This window comes from Heyndrickxia sporothermodurans, from assembly GCF_003055045.1.
GTDB classification, from domain to species: Bacteria; Bacillota; Bacilli; order Bacillales; family Bacillaceae_C; genus Heyndrickxia; species Heyndrickxia sporothermodurans.
This window is the reverse complement of sequence record NZ_NAZB01000017.1, coordinates 36,914-49,732: the sequence shown is the minus strand read 5'-3', so window position 1 is coordinate 49,732 and position 12,819 is coordinate 36,914. Positions and strand designations below refer to the sequence as shown.

The following is a 12,819-nucleotide window of genomic DNA, read 5'->3' as shown; positions in this document are numbered from 1 at the left end:
TACTAATCGGTCGAAGACTTAACCAACAATAGATTCAAGGTTATTATGAAGTGTTTCTCATCTATCTAGTTTTGAGGGAACAAACCCTTAAATAAATAGTCTGGTAACTATGGCGAGAAGGTCACACCCGTTCCCATCCCGAACACGGAAGTTAAGCTTCTCAGCGCCGATGGTAGTTGGGGGCTCTCCCCCTGCAAGAGTAGGACGTTGCCAGGCAAATAGAAATTGTCTAAAGCTAGACAAATAAAAAACACAGAGTGTACACTTTGTGTTTTTTTTGTTGTTTTTATTTGATTAAGGAACACACAGGACGAAGATAATAATCATACAATTAAGTATACTTTATAATTCCCTATTTTAAAAATGTTAGTAATATTGCATACAAATGAAAAGTGTGGGACAAAATAAATAGTATGGAGGTGGAGGAGTGGGAGAAACATTAGCAAGAAAAAATATTGATGAAACATGTATTGTATGTGAACAACCGAAGACTTTAGGAATTCATCTTTTTACTTCGTTTATTTGTTCTGATTGTGAAAAGGACATTATCCAAACAGATACAAATAATCCAAAATACAAATACTATATTAATCAACTTAAATCAGTGATTAAACCTGAAATATACTCATGACCAAGCATATTAGCCGATGCTTGGTTATTTTATTTCAGTATTTAAGAAACATTTTTACATCAATATAGTACAATAAAGGAAGTTATATGAGTGAGGTTAATTTAATGAATCAAAACCGTATACCAATATATGAAGCATTAGAAAAATTTTTAAAGAATGACCCAATATCTTTTCATGTCCCGGGACATAAAAATGGCATGTTACTTAAGAATGAGTACCCCGAACTATCTAGATTCTTGGCCTATGATGTTACAGAGTTATCAGGTTTAGATGATTTACATTCTCCCGAAGGACCAATTTTAGAAGCCCAAAAGCTTTTATCCGATTATTATGGTACGAGAAGGAGTTATTTTTTAGTAAACGGAAGCACCGTTGGAAATCTGATTATGATATTATCTGCATTTAATGTTGGTGATAAAGTTTTAGTGCAAAGGAATTGCCATAAATCTATTATGAATGCACTAGCTTTAGCGAAAGTATATCCAATTTTTATTGATCCAATGATAGGTGAGTATACTTTTGTACCAGAGGGTGTTGATCAATCAATTATAAAAAATGCCTTTGAACAATATACGGATGTGAAAGGTTTAGTTTTAACTTATCCTAATTACTATGGAATGGCATCAAATTTGGAGGATATTGTAAATACTGTTCGTCAACATAAGGGTGTAATTTTAGTAGATGAAGCACATGGACCACATTTTCATCTAGGTGAGCCTTTTCCTAAGTCGGCAATTGATTTAGGCGCGGATATGGTTGTTCACTCTGCACATAAAATGCTTCCTGCTATGACCATGGGCTCCTATTTACATATTAATAGTAATGCCATTTCTATAAGTAAGGTAGAGTATTATTATTCAGTGTTACAATCAAGTAGTCCGTCATATCCAATTATGGCAACGTTAGATATTGCGCGCCATTTTATTGCCAACTTCAATGAAGAAGATATAAATTATACTCTTAGTCAAAGAAATTCCTTTGTCTCCTCTTTATGTAAATTGGAAGGGGTAGAAGTGGTAAATAGGAATATGAAACAAGATCCGCTAAAATTAATTGTTAGGTACAAAGGCTATTCGGGATATATGCTTCAACGAATGTTGGAAGAAGAAAACATTTATATAGAGATGGCTGACCCTTATCAAGTAGTATTTATTCTTCCGCTACTTAAAACGAATATGGCGTATTCGTATAATGAAGCACTTGTTAAAATTAAAAATGTATTTGAAAAATATAAACCAAAACCAAATGAGATACAAGGATTAATCGTAGAATCGGATGATAAAATAGGTAGTTTGGCGCTATCTTATGAAGAAATGGCAGATCAACCTATAGAGTGGGTTCCTTTTGAGAACGCTGAGAATCGAATAGCGGCTATAATGATTACTCCATATCCGCCAGGAATTCCAATCATATTACCTGGGGAGGTAATTACCGGAAAGAGGATTGAGCTGATTAAGGAATATATAGAGGCACATGCAAAGTTTCAAGGGAAAACCAGCCGATTATTAAGTGGAGAAATTGCAGTTTACATAAAGAAGTGAATTAAATAACATTCAGATGTTGTATACTATACGACAGATAGTACGTGAATGGAATTGCCGGAGGTTATTATGAGTGGATTATTTATTACTATAGAAGGTCCAGAAGGGGCTGGAAAGACAACCGTTTTGAATAAATTAGGTAATGAATTAGAACAGCGAGGATTAAATATTGTTATGACTCGTGAACCTGGTGGAATACGAATCGCTGAGCAAATACGTAAAGTGATTTTAGATAAAAGTAATACCGAGATGGATGCCCGGACAGAGGCTTTATTGTATGCAGCGGCACGAAGACAACATTTAATTGAAAAAGTCATACCTGCGTTAAATCAAGGAGCAATTGTGCTTTGTGATCGATTTATTGATAGTTCATTAGCATATCAAGGTGTAGGAAGAGAGCTTGGAATTGAAGAAGTATTTTCTATTAATAAGTTTGCTATCCAAGATGTTATGCCGGATTTAACCATATATTTCGATATAGATGTTGAGCTAGGACTTAAACGAATTGAAGAAAATAAGGGGAGAGAAGTAAATCGCCTAGATTTAGAAAAAATGGACTTTCATATGAATGTTCGTAATGGGTTTAGAAAATTACTAGATTTATTTCCTCATCGAATTTATGAGGTTGATGCGAGTAAACCTTTAGAAAGTGTTTATCAAGAAGTAAAAAGTAAAGTAGAACAATTAATTTATAAATAAAAAGGCGATGGTTTAAATTACTTACCTTGAGGGAAAAATTCTTTCAAGGTTTTCTTTTTAAAGGATTATTTACAGTTGATTGCAAATACATATATAGAAATAAATGATATAATAAAACAAACACTAATTAACTTACTCATTTGGGAGGGGAGTTTTATGAAATTAATTCTTGCTGTTGTACAGGATCAAGATAGTGCTCGTTTAATGAATGCTATGGTAGACCATAATTTTAGAGTAACAAAGCTTGCAAGTACTGGTGGTTTTCTAAAATCTGGTAACACGACTATAATGATTGGTACAGAGGATATCCGGGTTGAAAAAGCATTGCAGGTTATTCGCGACAATTGCAAATCTCGTGAACAATTAATGGCACCTGTATCACCAATGGGAGGAAATGCAGATTCATATATCCCGTATCCGGTAGAAGTTGAAGTTGGTGGTGCAACTGTGTTTGTACTTCCAGTTGAACGTTTCGAACAATTTTAGTCCATGGTTATGTAATAAAAAAAGAGAAATCGTCTCTTGATATTTTAGATAAAGTCGGGGAAATCAAAGGACTAATATTAAATATATACACGTAAGAGAGTGATGGAATTTGTTTTCGACTTGGGATGAGCTTGAGAAGGTTCAACCATTAGCGGCTAAAACGCTCAAAAATAGTTTACTAAAAAATCGGGTGGCACATGCATATTTATTTGAAGGTGAATCCGGGTTAGGAAAAAAGGAAGTAAGTTTATTATTTGCTAAAAGTTTATTTTGTCTTGAAATAATTGATGGAACGAATCCTTGCGAACAATGTAGCAACTGCAGACGAATAAACAGTCTTTCACACCCGGACGTTCACTTTCTTGAGCCTGATGGACAATCGATAAAAAAAGAACAAATTAAAGCATTGCAACAAGAATTTAGTAAATCTGGGGTTGAATCAAAGAAAAAACTATATACGATCGTTCATGCGAATAAAATGACAGTCAATGCTGCTAATAGTTTATTGAAATTTTTAGAAGAACCTAATGCTCAAACGACAGCTATATTAATAACTGAACAAATACAACAAATTATTCCCACTATTCTTTCAAGATGCCAGGTTGTTTCTTTTAAACCGTATTCATTTAATGAATTACAAGAAAAACTGATCTTAGATGGTATTTCCCCTACTCAAGCACCATTATTAGCCAATCTCACCAATGATCCTCTAGAAGCAAATAGGCTAAATAATGATGATTGGTTTGCACAAGCTCGAAAAATAGTGTTAAAATTATATGAGGTTCTAGGTAAAGGCTCCTTATTTGCAATGGTTGAATTACAAGAGGACTGGTATAATCATTTTAAGGAAAAAAATCAGCTAGATCTTGGCTTAGACTTATTGTTGTTTATTTATAAAGATCTACTTTCGATACAGATAGGGAAAAACATTCAATTAATATATCCGGAGCGGAAAGCCCAGTTTGAAAGGGATGTGATTCACCTTTCTCCGGTGATCCTTGCGAACAAAATGGCTGCTATTTTAGAGGCAAAACGCAAATTACACGGAAATATGAATCCGCAGTTATTAATGGAACAGCTTGTCTTAAAATTGCAGGGGGGATCTACCTTTGTTTAATGTAGTAGGAGTTAGATTTAAAAAAGCCGGAAAGGTATATTACTTTGATCCCGGAGATCTCTCAATTCAAAAAAATGACTCTGTTATAGTTGAAACAGTAAGAGGTGTAGAATTCGGAAAAGTAGTTACAAATCGTAAAACTGTTGAAGAGAATGATGTAGTTCTACCTTTAAAAAAAGTCATTCGGATTGCTGATCAAAAGGATCATTTAATTGTTGATGAAAATAAAGATGCAGCAAATGAAGCGTACCGGGTTTGCTGTGAAAAAATTATTGAACATCAACTTGATATGAAATTAGTCGATGTAGAGTATACATTTGATCGTAATAAAGTTATTTTTTATTTTACAGCAGATGGCCGTGTGGATTTCCGCGAGCTTGTAAAAGACTTAGCATCAATTTTTCGTACGAGAATTGAATTGCGTCAAATTGGTGTAAGGGACGAGGCCAAAATGCTAGGTGGAATAGGACCTTGTGGACGTATGTTATGTTGTTCCACTTTTTTAGGTGATTTTGAGCCAGTATCTATTAAAATGGCAAAGGATCAAAATCTTTCGTTAAACCCAACTAAAATATCCGGTCTCTGTGGCAGACTTATGTGTTGCTTGAAGTATGAAAATGATGAATATGAATCTGCAAAGGAGATTCTACCTGATGTAGGGGAAACAGTTGAAACTCCTTTAGGATTAGGAAAAGTGGTTGGACTAAATATTTTAGAACGGATTTTGCAGGTTCAATTAGATGAGCGGGTTCTAGAATTTACAATGGATGAATTACTTAGTAAAGATACCGTATCGATCCAAGCCACTGAGTAGAGGTGTCGTTTATGGATAAAAAAGAGTTCTTCGATTCAGTCAGTAATATGGAAGTTCAAATTGGGAACTTATATCAGCAGTTAGGTGAATTGAAGAAAAATTTAGCGGAAATGATTGAAGAAAACAATTCACTAAAAATAGAAAATGAGCATTTGCGTCGCCGACTGGATAATGGAGAATATGCCATAAATCAAGAAGGCACCTCGCAACAAGGTGATGGAAAAGGACATTTAGCTATTTCCAATCATAAAGAACTTGATATTGGTGAAGGTTATGATAACTTAGCTAGACTATATCAAGAAGGATTCCATATTTGCAATGTTCACTTTGGTAGCCCGAGAAAAGATGAGGATTGTTTGTTTTGTCTATCATTTTTAAATAAAAAGTAATGTATCGAATGAAGATCGCAAATTATTTAGGAAAATATATGCTTACAAGATAATGAAAGTTAAATGAGTAGCCTTCCTTAATAATGGGAAGGCTTCTTTAATGTCTATTTAATGTCATGGAGGAAAGAATAATGGTTATGCTTAAAGATGATGAGCGACTTGATTATTTACTTGCGGAAAATCTAAGAATTATTCAAAGTCCTTCCGTGTTCTCTTTTTCATTAGATGCGGTCCTATTGGCAAATTTCGCTTACTTACCAATTCAAAAGGGAAATATTATAGACTTATGCTCGGGGAATGGGGTCATTCCGTTGTTAATTAGCAATCGGACAAAGGCGTCTATTAAAGGGATAGAAATTCAAGAGCGACTTTATGATATGGCAATACGCAGCATTGAATTTAATCAGTTAGGTGAGCAAATACAAATGATTCATGGTGATATTAAACAGATGCCCGAAAAGTTCGGACAAGCAAAATTTGATGTTGTAACATGTAATCCTCCCTATTTTTCAACGCCGCCAAAAGGTGAAAAAAACAGTAATGAACATTTAGCAATTGCTAGACATGAGATTTTATGCACACTAGAGGACGCTATTATCGTAAGCAGCAAATTATTACGACAAGGTGGAAAGGCTGCATTTGTCCATAGGCCCGGCAGATTATTAGACATTCTCACACTTATGAGAAAACACCGCATAGAGCCGAAACGTCTAAGATTCGTATATCCAAAACAAGGGAAGGAAGCTAATACAATACTCGTTGAAGGAATTAAAGACGGAAATATCGATTTAAAGGTTTTACCTCCATTGTATATTTATAACGAGGATAATCAATATACAAATGAGGTAAAGGAAATACTATTTGGGAAGGAGGAAGAAAATGCAAATTCAAAAAAGCTTCCATGATGAAACGAATAAAGGGATTTTGTATTTAGTGCCCACTCCAATTGGAAATCTAGAAGATATGACATTTCGAGCTATTCGCATATTAAAGGAAGCTCATATTATCGCTGCAGAAGATACAAGAAATACTAAGAAGTTATGCAACTACTTTGAAATTGAAACCCCTATTTTAAGTTATCACGAACATAATAAGGAAACGAGTTCGAAACAAATATTGTCACGTCTACTTTCAGGGGAAAAGGTTGCTCTTGTGAGTGATGCAGGGATGCCGTCTATATCTGATCCCGGCTATGAATTAGTTGTCGCTTCGTTGGAGGAAGAGATTACTGTAGTTCCTTTGCCCGGGGCAAATGCCGCACTAACAGCATTAATTGCCTCCGGAATAAACCCACAACCTTTTTATTTTTATGGATTTTTATCAAGAAATAAAAAAGTGAGAAGAGCTGAATTAGAAATATTGAACCAACAAACTTCGACATTTATTTTATATGAAGCCCCCCATCGATTAAAGGAAACGTTAAAAGCAATGTCCGCTGTTCTTGGTAATCGGAATATCGTTCTTTGCCGTGAATTAACGAAAAAGTTTGAGGAGTTTTTGCGTGGTACAATTGAAGAGGTCATTGAATGGTATGAGAGTAATGAAGTAAGGGGAGAATTTTGTATCATTGTTGAAGGGGGATCAACACCAATTGAAGAATCAGAATCATTGTGGTGGGAAACGTTAAATATCGTTGATCATGTAGAGCATTACATAACTCAAAGGAGTTTTACCTCTAAAGAAGCAATAAAGCAGGTAGCGAAAGACCGGGATATACCAAAAAGGGAAGTATATCAAAAATACCACCGTGAGGAAGTTAAATAGGTATATAATAAAACAGGCATTCTATCTTGGTAGAATGCCTGTTTTATTATTATTTGTTGAATGCATTTTGAATTTCTTTAACTAGTTGTTCAGCACCTTCACGGCTAAGAACGAGTTTTCCACCAGCAAATTGAACATTATCATCAGAAACGTCACCGGTAATATGACATGTCATGCTAGGTTTATATTTTTTCAAGATAATTTTTTCATCATCAACATAAATTTCTAACGCGTCTTTCTCTGCAATTCCGAGAGTACGTCGTAATTCAATAGGAATAACAACACGACCTAATTCATCAACTTTACGAACAATACCAGTAGATTTCATTTTATTTCTCCTCTCATTTTTCAAAGTATCTGTCGTCATTTTTCGACATATTTTTTATCGCTGAATCTATCATACCAACGATTCCCAAAATCGTCAATAATTATTTTTAATTAAAAATAAATTTGTAAAACTTGTAAAATCGTTGATATATATAGTTTTAGAGCAATATTTATATAAAATCTTAATAGTTTTTAAGTAAAAAAAATCAATAAATTTACAAATTTAAAACTAATATATAGATAATTCGACAATAGTTTACATTTTCCTTCGTTTGGAACAGGCAATAAGATGAATAGGTAGAAAAGTTGCAGAAAAGCGAAAATTTATGTATATTTTGAAGGTATAAGAGGTAATGATGTGTTAATAGAGGAAATGAATAGGATTTGCCCAAATTGGCATTAATACACTCTCGTTCATTGGGTGAGAGTATTTTTATTTTTTTAAAGGTGGGGACAAAAATAATGGAAAAGGCAAAAACATTTTATATTACAACACCGATCTATTATCCAAGCGGAAATTTACATATAGGGCATGCATATACGACTGTTGCAGGAGATGCAATGGCTCGTTATAAAAGGCTACGTGGTTACGATGTAATGTATTTAACTGGTACGGATGAACATGGGCAAAAAATTCAACGCAAAGCTGAAGAAGGCGGTGTAACTCCTCAAGGCTATGTAGACAATATTGTGGCTGGAATTCAAGAATTATGGAAAAAATTGGATGTTTCATATGATGATTTTATTCGTACAACGGAAGATCGCCACAAGATAATAGTAGAAAAGATATTCCACCAACTAATGGAGCAAGGCGATATTTATCTAGATCAATATGAAGGACTTTATTGTACTCCATGTGAATCATTTTTTACTGAACGCCAATTAGTGAATGGGAATTGTCCGGATTGTGGAAGACCCGTTGAAAAGGTAAAAGAAGAGTCTTATTTTTTCAAAATGAGTAAATATGTCGATAGACTTTTAAAATACTATGAAGAAAATCCTGAATTTATCCAGCCAGAGTCAAGGAAAAATGAAATGATTAACAACTTTATTAAACCTGGGCTAGAGGATTTAGCAGTTTCCAGAACAACATTTGATTGGGGAGTAAAAGTACCAGGGAACCCAAAACATGTCATCTATGTATGGATTGATGCATTATCCAATTATATAACTGCCTTAGGTTATGGTTCTGAGGATGATTCAAAGTTTCAAAAATACTGGCCAGCGGACGTACATTTAGTTGGGAAAGAAATTGTTCGTTTCCATACGATCTATTGGCCGATTATGCTTATGGCATTAGATTTGCCGCTTCCTAAAAAGGTATTCGCACATGGTTGGCTATTAATGAAAGATGGAAAAATGTCAAAATCAAAGGGAAATGTAGTAGATCCTGTTACGCTAATCGACCGTTATGGTTTAGATGCATTACGGTATTATTTACTTCGTGAGGTACCTTTTGGCTCGGATGGAGTGTTTACACCTGAAGGGTTTGTGGAAAGAATTAATTTCGATTTAGCAAATGATTTAGGAAATTTACTAAACCGCACAGTTGCGATGATCAATAAGTATTTTGATGGCATCATTCCAACATATCAAGGATCGATAACTGCATTCGATGAATCATTGCTAAACGTAAACAAGGAAACGGTTATAAAATATGAAGAAGCGATGGAGAAAATGGAATTTTCAGTTGCATTGGCTTCTGTTTGGGAATTAGTTAGCCGTACAAATAAATATATAGATGAAACACAACCATGGGTGTTGGCGAAGGATGATGAGAAACGAAATGAATTAGCAAGTGTGATGGTTCATTTAGCTGAGTCACTACGTCGAGTTGCAATATTGCTGCAACCGTTCTTAACGCAAACGCCAATGAATATTTTCAAACAGTTAAATATAACTAACAAAGATAATACAAATTGGGAAAGTCTTATAGCTTTTGGATCGTTGCCACAAGGTATAAAGGTTGTGACAAAAGGCGAACCGATTTTTCCACGCCTTGATTTAGAAGAAGAGATTAATTACATTAAGGAAAAAATGGCAGGCGAACCGACTAAAAAAGAAGAAAAGAAACCTGAACCTGATAAAAGTGATACTTCAAAAGCAGAAATTTCAATTGATGATTTCATGAAAGTGGAACTTAGAGTGGCAGAGGTTATTCACGCTGAGCCGGTAAAAAAAGCGGATAAACTGTTAAAACTGCAATTAGATTTAGGATATGAAAAGAGACAAGTAGTTTCTGGTATAGCTCAATATTATAAACCAGAGGACTTAGTAGGGCGTAAGGTAATATGTGTTACTAATTTGAATCCTGTGAAATTAAGAGGAGAAGTATCTCAAGGAATGATTTTAGCAGGATCAAACGATGGCGTTCTTTCAATTGCAAGTGTTGACCAAACCCTTCCTAATGGATCAATTGTAAAGTAAATGTAATATAAAAACGGAAAGTTTTCCATCAATTTTATTGGAAATAACATAGTGATGTTTCACGTGGAACATTTTTCGACGGAATCCTCTATGTTATTTTCTTTTTTTCATTATATTTGAATAAAGTAAATCCACTTATAATTAATTGATTAATCAGGAATCATAAGCTCAATTTTATTATTCCAAATTTGGTCGATGGCAAGGATATGTCGAAGAATGTATAGATATGTTAGACTATGAAATATCCTTGTTTTACCAATTCGGAGAGAAAATTTCCCTAATGAAATGTAATGTAAATGTTAAAGGAATGCAAAGCTTGTGTAGAGTTTTTAGTATAAAATGAAAATGGAAAAGAGGAAAGATAATGTTATTCGATACACATGTTCATCTTAATGATTCACAGTATGCTGAAGATCTTGAAGTAGTGATTCAAAATGCAAAAGAAGCGGGCGTATCCAATATGGTTGTCGTTGGTTTCGATCGACCAACAATCACGAAAGCAATGGAGCTTGTTGAAACGTATGAATTTCTTTATGCAAGTGTTGGATGGCATCCTGTAGATGCGATTGATATGACTGAACAAGATTTAGCATGGATTGAACAGCTAGCAAAACATCCTAAAGTAGTTGCGTTAGGTGAAATGGGTTTGGACTATCATTGGGATAAGTCTCCAAAGGACATTCAAAAAGATGTGTTTCGGAAACAAATACGATTAGCAAAAAAGGTGAAATTACCAATTATTATTCATAATCGTGAAGCAACACAGGACATCGTAGACATTTTGAAAGAAGAGGATGCAAAAGAAGTTGGCGGTATTATGCATTGCTTTAGCGGAAGTACCGAAGTGGCTAAAGAATGCATCGATATGAACTTTTTCATCTCTTTAGGAGGCCCAGTGACCTTTAAAAATGCAAAAAAGCCAAAAGAAGTAGCATCTGAGATTCCATTAAGTCACCTATTGATAGAAACCGATTGTCCGTATTTAGCACCACACCCTTACAGAGGAAAAAGAAATGAGCCAGCATATGTAAAGCTTGTAGCTGAGCAAATTGCTATGATTAAGGGGATACCATTAGAGGAAGTGGCAGAAATAACGAATAGGAATGCAAAAAGATTATTCGGAATCGATTGTTAGAGGATAATGTCGAATATATCAGCACTTTGTCCACTAACTTTCCAAAAAAATTAAAGGTTCTACATGTCTCACTTACCTCATAGGATAACCTTGTCGATATGTCACCCGATTATTTTCTCGGAAATGTAAAAAATAGGAATAACGGTTTTTAAAAACAAGAGGGTTGACAGTCGGCAAGATCGTCTATATAATCTCACGAAGAGAAGGAGGCGTTTCATTTTCATGAATTTTAAGCATGTGAAAAGCCTGTTTTCCAAAACAGCGAGTAGTAAAAGACTTACTATTGTGGTTACCAGTTCCCTCGTTTTCGTAGCGACATTAGGGTTAATTACCTATGAAACTACTAAAAAAACAGTCGCTATGACTCTTGATGGGAAGGAAAAGATTATAAGGACACACTCAGAAACAGTAGGTAATATTCTGGAGGAGTTGGATATTGAATTACACTCAAAAGATTATTTGTCCTTACCAGTGGAGACGGCGGTAAAGGATAAGCTATCCTTTGTATGGGAACCAGCGAAGCAAGTACATCTATCAATTGATGGAAAGCAGCGAAGTGTTTGGACGACAGAAGATACAGTAAAGGACTTACTTAAAGATGAAAATATTGAGATTGGAAGTCACGACCAGATAAAACCAAAACTAGATGAGAACATCTCTGAAAATATGAAAATAGATATTTCAAAAGCATTTTCACTTACACTTAATGATGGTGGGAAGAAAAAAAAGGTTTGGTCAACTTCGACTACTGTCGCTGACTTTTTAAAGCAACAGGGAATTAAACTTGAAGACTTAGATCGTACGAAACCGGATCTAGATAAAAAAGTTAGTCCAGAAGATATAATCAAAGTGATCAGAGTTAAAAAAGTCAGCGATGTGGTGGAAGAACCAGTTGAATATGCTGTGCAAACAAGAAAAGATGCAGACCTTCTTAAAGGTCAGGAAAAGATTATACAGCACGGTCAAAATGGATTGGTTAGAAAAGAATATGAAGTAACAAAGGAAAATGGGAAAGAAGTTAGCCGCAAATTAATAAACGAAAAAACGCTAAAAGAAAGTAAAGAAAAAATTGTTAATGTCGGAACAAAAGTTGTAACAGCTCAGGTTTCTCGTGGTGAAAGTGAAGCTGGCGGTACTGAATATTATGTATCATCAACGGCCTATACTGCTAATTGCAATGGATGTTCAGGTCAAACGGCAACGGGAATAAATCTGCATTCAAATCCCAATTTAAAAATTATCGCCGTGGATCCTAATTTCATACCCCTTGGAACAAAGGTATATGTTGAAGGATACGGTTATGCCGTTGCAGCAGATACAGGTGGCGCGATAAAGGGCAGAAAAATTGATGTATTTTTTAATAATAATTCCCAAGCATATAGATGGGGAAGAAAACAAGTTAAGATTCGAATTCTAAATTAATGGCTGATGCAGAGGATATCCCTCTGCTTTTCTTTTTTTTATTAATACAATTATAATATAAGTAGTT

14 protein-coding genes and 1 rRNA gene are annotated in these 12,819 nt (G+C 34.6%); 14 read left to right on the top strand and 1 reads right to left on the bottom strand.

Annotation, left to right across the window (positions count from 1 at the left end; all coding sequences use genetic code 11):
• Positions 1 to 99: 99 nt before the first annotated feature.
• The 11 genes from rrf to rsmI all read left to right on the top strand — a co-directional run bounded on the left by rrf (position 100) and on the right by rsmI (position 7,441).
• A 5S ribosomal RNA gene (gene rrf / locus B5V89_RS06860) occupies positions 100 to 216 on the top strand.
• A 211-nt stretch (positions 217 to 427) separates the two neighbouring features.
• On the top strand, positions 428 to 631 hold the full coding sequence (locus B5V89_RS06855) for a sigma factor G inhibitor Gin (protein WP_108071130.1): 204 nt from the start codon (positions 428 to 430) through the stop codon (positions 629 to 631).
• 104 nt (positions 632 to 735) lie between these two features.
• Entirely contained in the window at positions 736 to 2,172 is a 1,437-nt protein-coding gene (locus B5V89_RS06850; RefSeq protein WP_108071137.1) for an aminotransferase class I/II-fold pyridoxal phosphate-dependent enzyme, read from the top strand.
• Between the two features lie 69 nt (positions 2,173 to 2,241).
• Positions 2,242 to 2,871, top strand: a complete 630-nt coding sequence (gene tmk / locus B5V89_RS06845) for a dTMP kinase (protein ID WP_066232997.1) — start codon at positions 2,242 to 2,244, stop codon at positions 2,869 to 2,871.
• A gap of 156 nt (positions 2,872 to 3,027) precedes the next feature.
• Positions 3,028 to 3,357 carry a cyclic-di-AMP receptor gene (locus tag B5V89_RS06840; RefSeq protein ID WP_066232993.1) on the top strand — a complete coding sequence of 110 codons (330 nt, stop codon included), beginning with the start codon at positions 3,028 to 3,030 and terminating at the stop codon, positions 3,355 to 3,357.
• A complete protein-coding gene (locus tag B5V89_RS20420) occupies positions 3,351 to 3,452 on the top strand; it encodes a DUF327 family protein (RefSeq protein WP_107920409.1) in 102 nt (33 codons plus the stop codon). Before B5V89_RS06840 ends, B5V89_RS20420 begins: the two co-directional genes overlap by 7 nt.
• Before the next feature lie 14 nt (positions 3,453 to 3,466).
• A complete protein-coding gene (gene holB, locus B5V89_RS06830) occupies positions 3,467 to 4,474 on the top strand; it encodes a DNA polymerase III subunit delta' (RefSeq protein ID WP_066232988.1) in 1,008 nt (335 codons plus the stop codon).
• A complete protein-coding gene (locus B5V89_RS06825) occupies positions 4,467 to 5,288 on the top strand; it encodes a PSP1 domain-containing protein (protein WP_066232985.1) in 822 nt (273 codons plus the stop codon). Before holB ends, B5V89_RS06825 begins: the two co-directional genes overlap by 8 nt.
• An 11-nt stretch (positions 5,289 to 5,299) precedes the next feature.
• Positions 5,300 to 5,677, top strand: coding sequence for a DNA replication initiation control protein YabA (yabA, locus tag B5V89_RS06820; protein ID WP_066232983.1), 378 nt, complete (start codon positions 5,300 to 5,302; stop codon positions 5,675 to 5,677).
• A 131-nt stretch (positions 5,678 to 5,808) separates the two neighbouring features.
• Entirely contained in the window at positions 5,809 to 6,582 is a 774-nt protein-coding gene (locus B5V89_RS06815) for a tRNA1(Val) (adenine(37)-N6)-methyltransferase (RefSeq protein ID WP_066232981.1), read from the top strand.
• Positions 6,557 to 7,441, top strand: a complete 885-nt coding sequence (gene rsmI, locus B5V89_RS06810) for a 16S rRNA (cytidine(1402)-2'-O)-methyltransferase (RefSeq protein WP_066232976.1) — start codon at positions 6,557 to 6,559, stop codon at positions 7,439 to 7,441. Before B5V89_RS06815 ends, rsmI begins: the two co-directional genes overlap by 26 nt.
• Before the next feature lie 49 nt (positions 7,442 to 7,490).
• Here the strand turns inward: rsmI and B5V89_RS06805 are convergent, their stop codons facing one another.
• Positions 7,491 to 7,769, bottom strand: a complete 279-nt coding sequence (locus B5V89_RS06805; RefSeq protein WP_066232973.1) for a transition state genes transcriptional regulator AbrB — start codon at positions 7,767 to 7,769, stop codon at positions 7,491 to 7,493.
• A gap of 461 nt (positions 7,770 to 8,230) precedes the next feature.
• Here B5V89_RS06805 and metG point away from each other — a divergent pair, with 461 nt between their 5' ends.
• From metG to B5V89_RS06790, 3 genes are all read left to right on the top strand, one after another.
• Positions 8,231 to 10,195 carry a methionine--tRNA ligase gene (gene metG / locus B5V89_RS06800; protein WP_108071128.1) on the top strand — a complete coding sequence of 655 codons (1,965 nt, stop codon included), beginning with the start codon at positions 8,231 to 8,233 and terminating at the stop codon, positions 10,193 to 10,195.
• 364 nt (positions 10,196 to 10,559) lie between these two features.
• Complete coding sequence (locus tag B5V89_RS06795; RefSeq protein WP_108071126.1) at positions 10,560 to 11,330, top strand: TatD family hydrolase; 771 nt, start codon at positions 10,560 to 10,562, stop codon at positions 11,328 to 11,330.
• 222 nt (positions 11,331 to 11,552) lie between these two features.
• Positions 11,553 to 12,752, top strand: a complete 1,200-nt coding sequence (locus tag B5V89_RS06790; RefSeq protein ID WP_108071124.1) for a G5 and 3D domain-containing protein — start codon at positions 11,553 to 11,555, stop codon at positions 12,750 to 12,752.
• The last annotated feature ends 67 nt before the right edge of the window (positions 12,753 to 12,819 follow it).

Bases quoted from the DNA above. Each gene is read 5' to 3' on its own strand.
- B5V89_RS06850 (WP_108071137.1), top strand. From the start codon at position 736: ATGAATCAAAACCGTATACCAATATATGAAGCATTAGAAAAATTTTTA.
- tmk (WP_066232997.1), top strand. From the start codon at position 2,242: ATGAGTGGATTATTTATTACTATAGAAGGTCCAGAAGGGGCTGGAAAG.
- B5V89_RS06840 (WP_066232993.1), top strand. From the start codon at position 3,028: ATGAAATTAATTCTTGCTGTTGTACAGGATCAAGATAGTGCTCGTTTA.
- yabA (WP_066232983.1), top strand. From the start codon at position 5,300: ATGGATAAAAAAGAGTTCTTCGATTCAGTCAGTAATATGGAAGTTCAA.
- B5V89_RS06815 (WP_066232981.1), top strand. From the start codon at position 5,809: ATGGTTATGCTTAAAGATGATGAGCGACTTGATTATTTACTTGCGGAA.
- rsmI (WP_066232976.1), top strand. From the start codon at position 6,557: ATGCAAATTCAAAAAAGCTTCCATGATGAAACGAATAAAGGGATTTTG.
- B5V89_RS06805 (WP_066232973.1), bottom strand. From the start codon at position 7,769: ATGAAATCTACTGGTATTGTTCGTAAAGTTGATGAATTAGGTCGTGTT.
- metG (WP_108071128.1), top strand. From the start codon at position 8,231: ATGGAAAAGGCAAAAACATTTTATATTACAACACCGATCTATTATCCA.
- B5V89_RS06795 (WP_108071126.1), top strand. From the start codon at position 10,560: ATGTTATTCGATACACATGTTCATCTTAATGATTCACAGTATGCTGAA.
- B5V89_RS06790 (WP_108071124.1), top strand. From the start codon at position 11,553: ATGAATTTTAAGCATGTGAAAAGCCTGTTTTCCAAAACAGCGAGTAGT.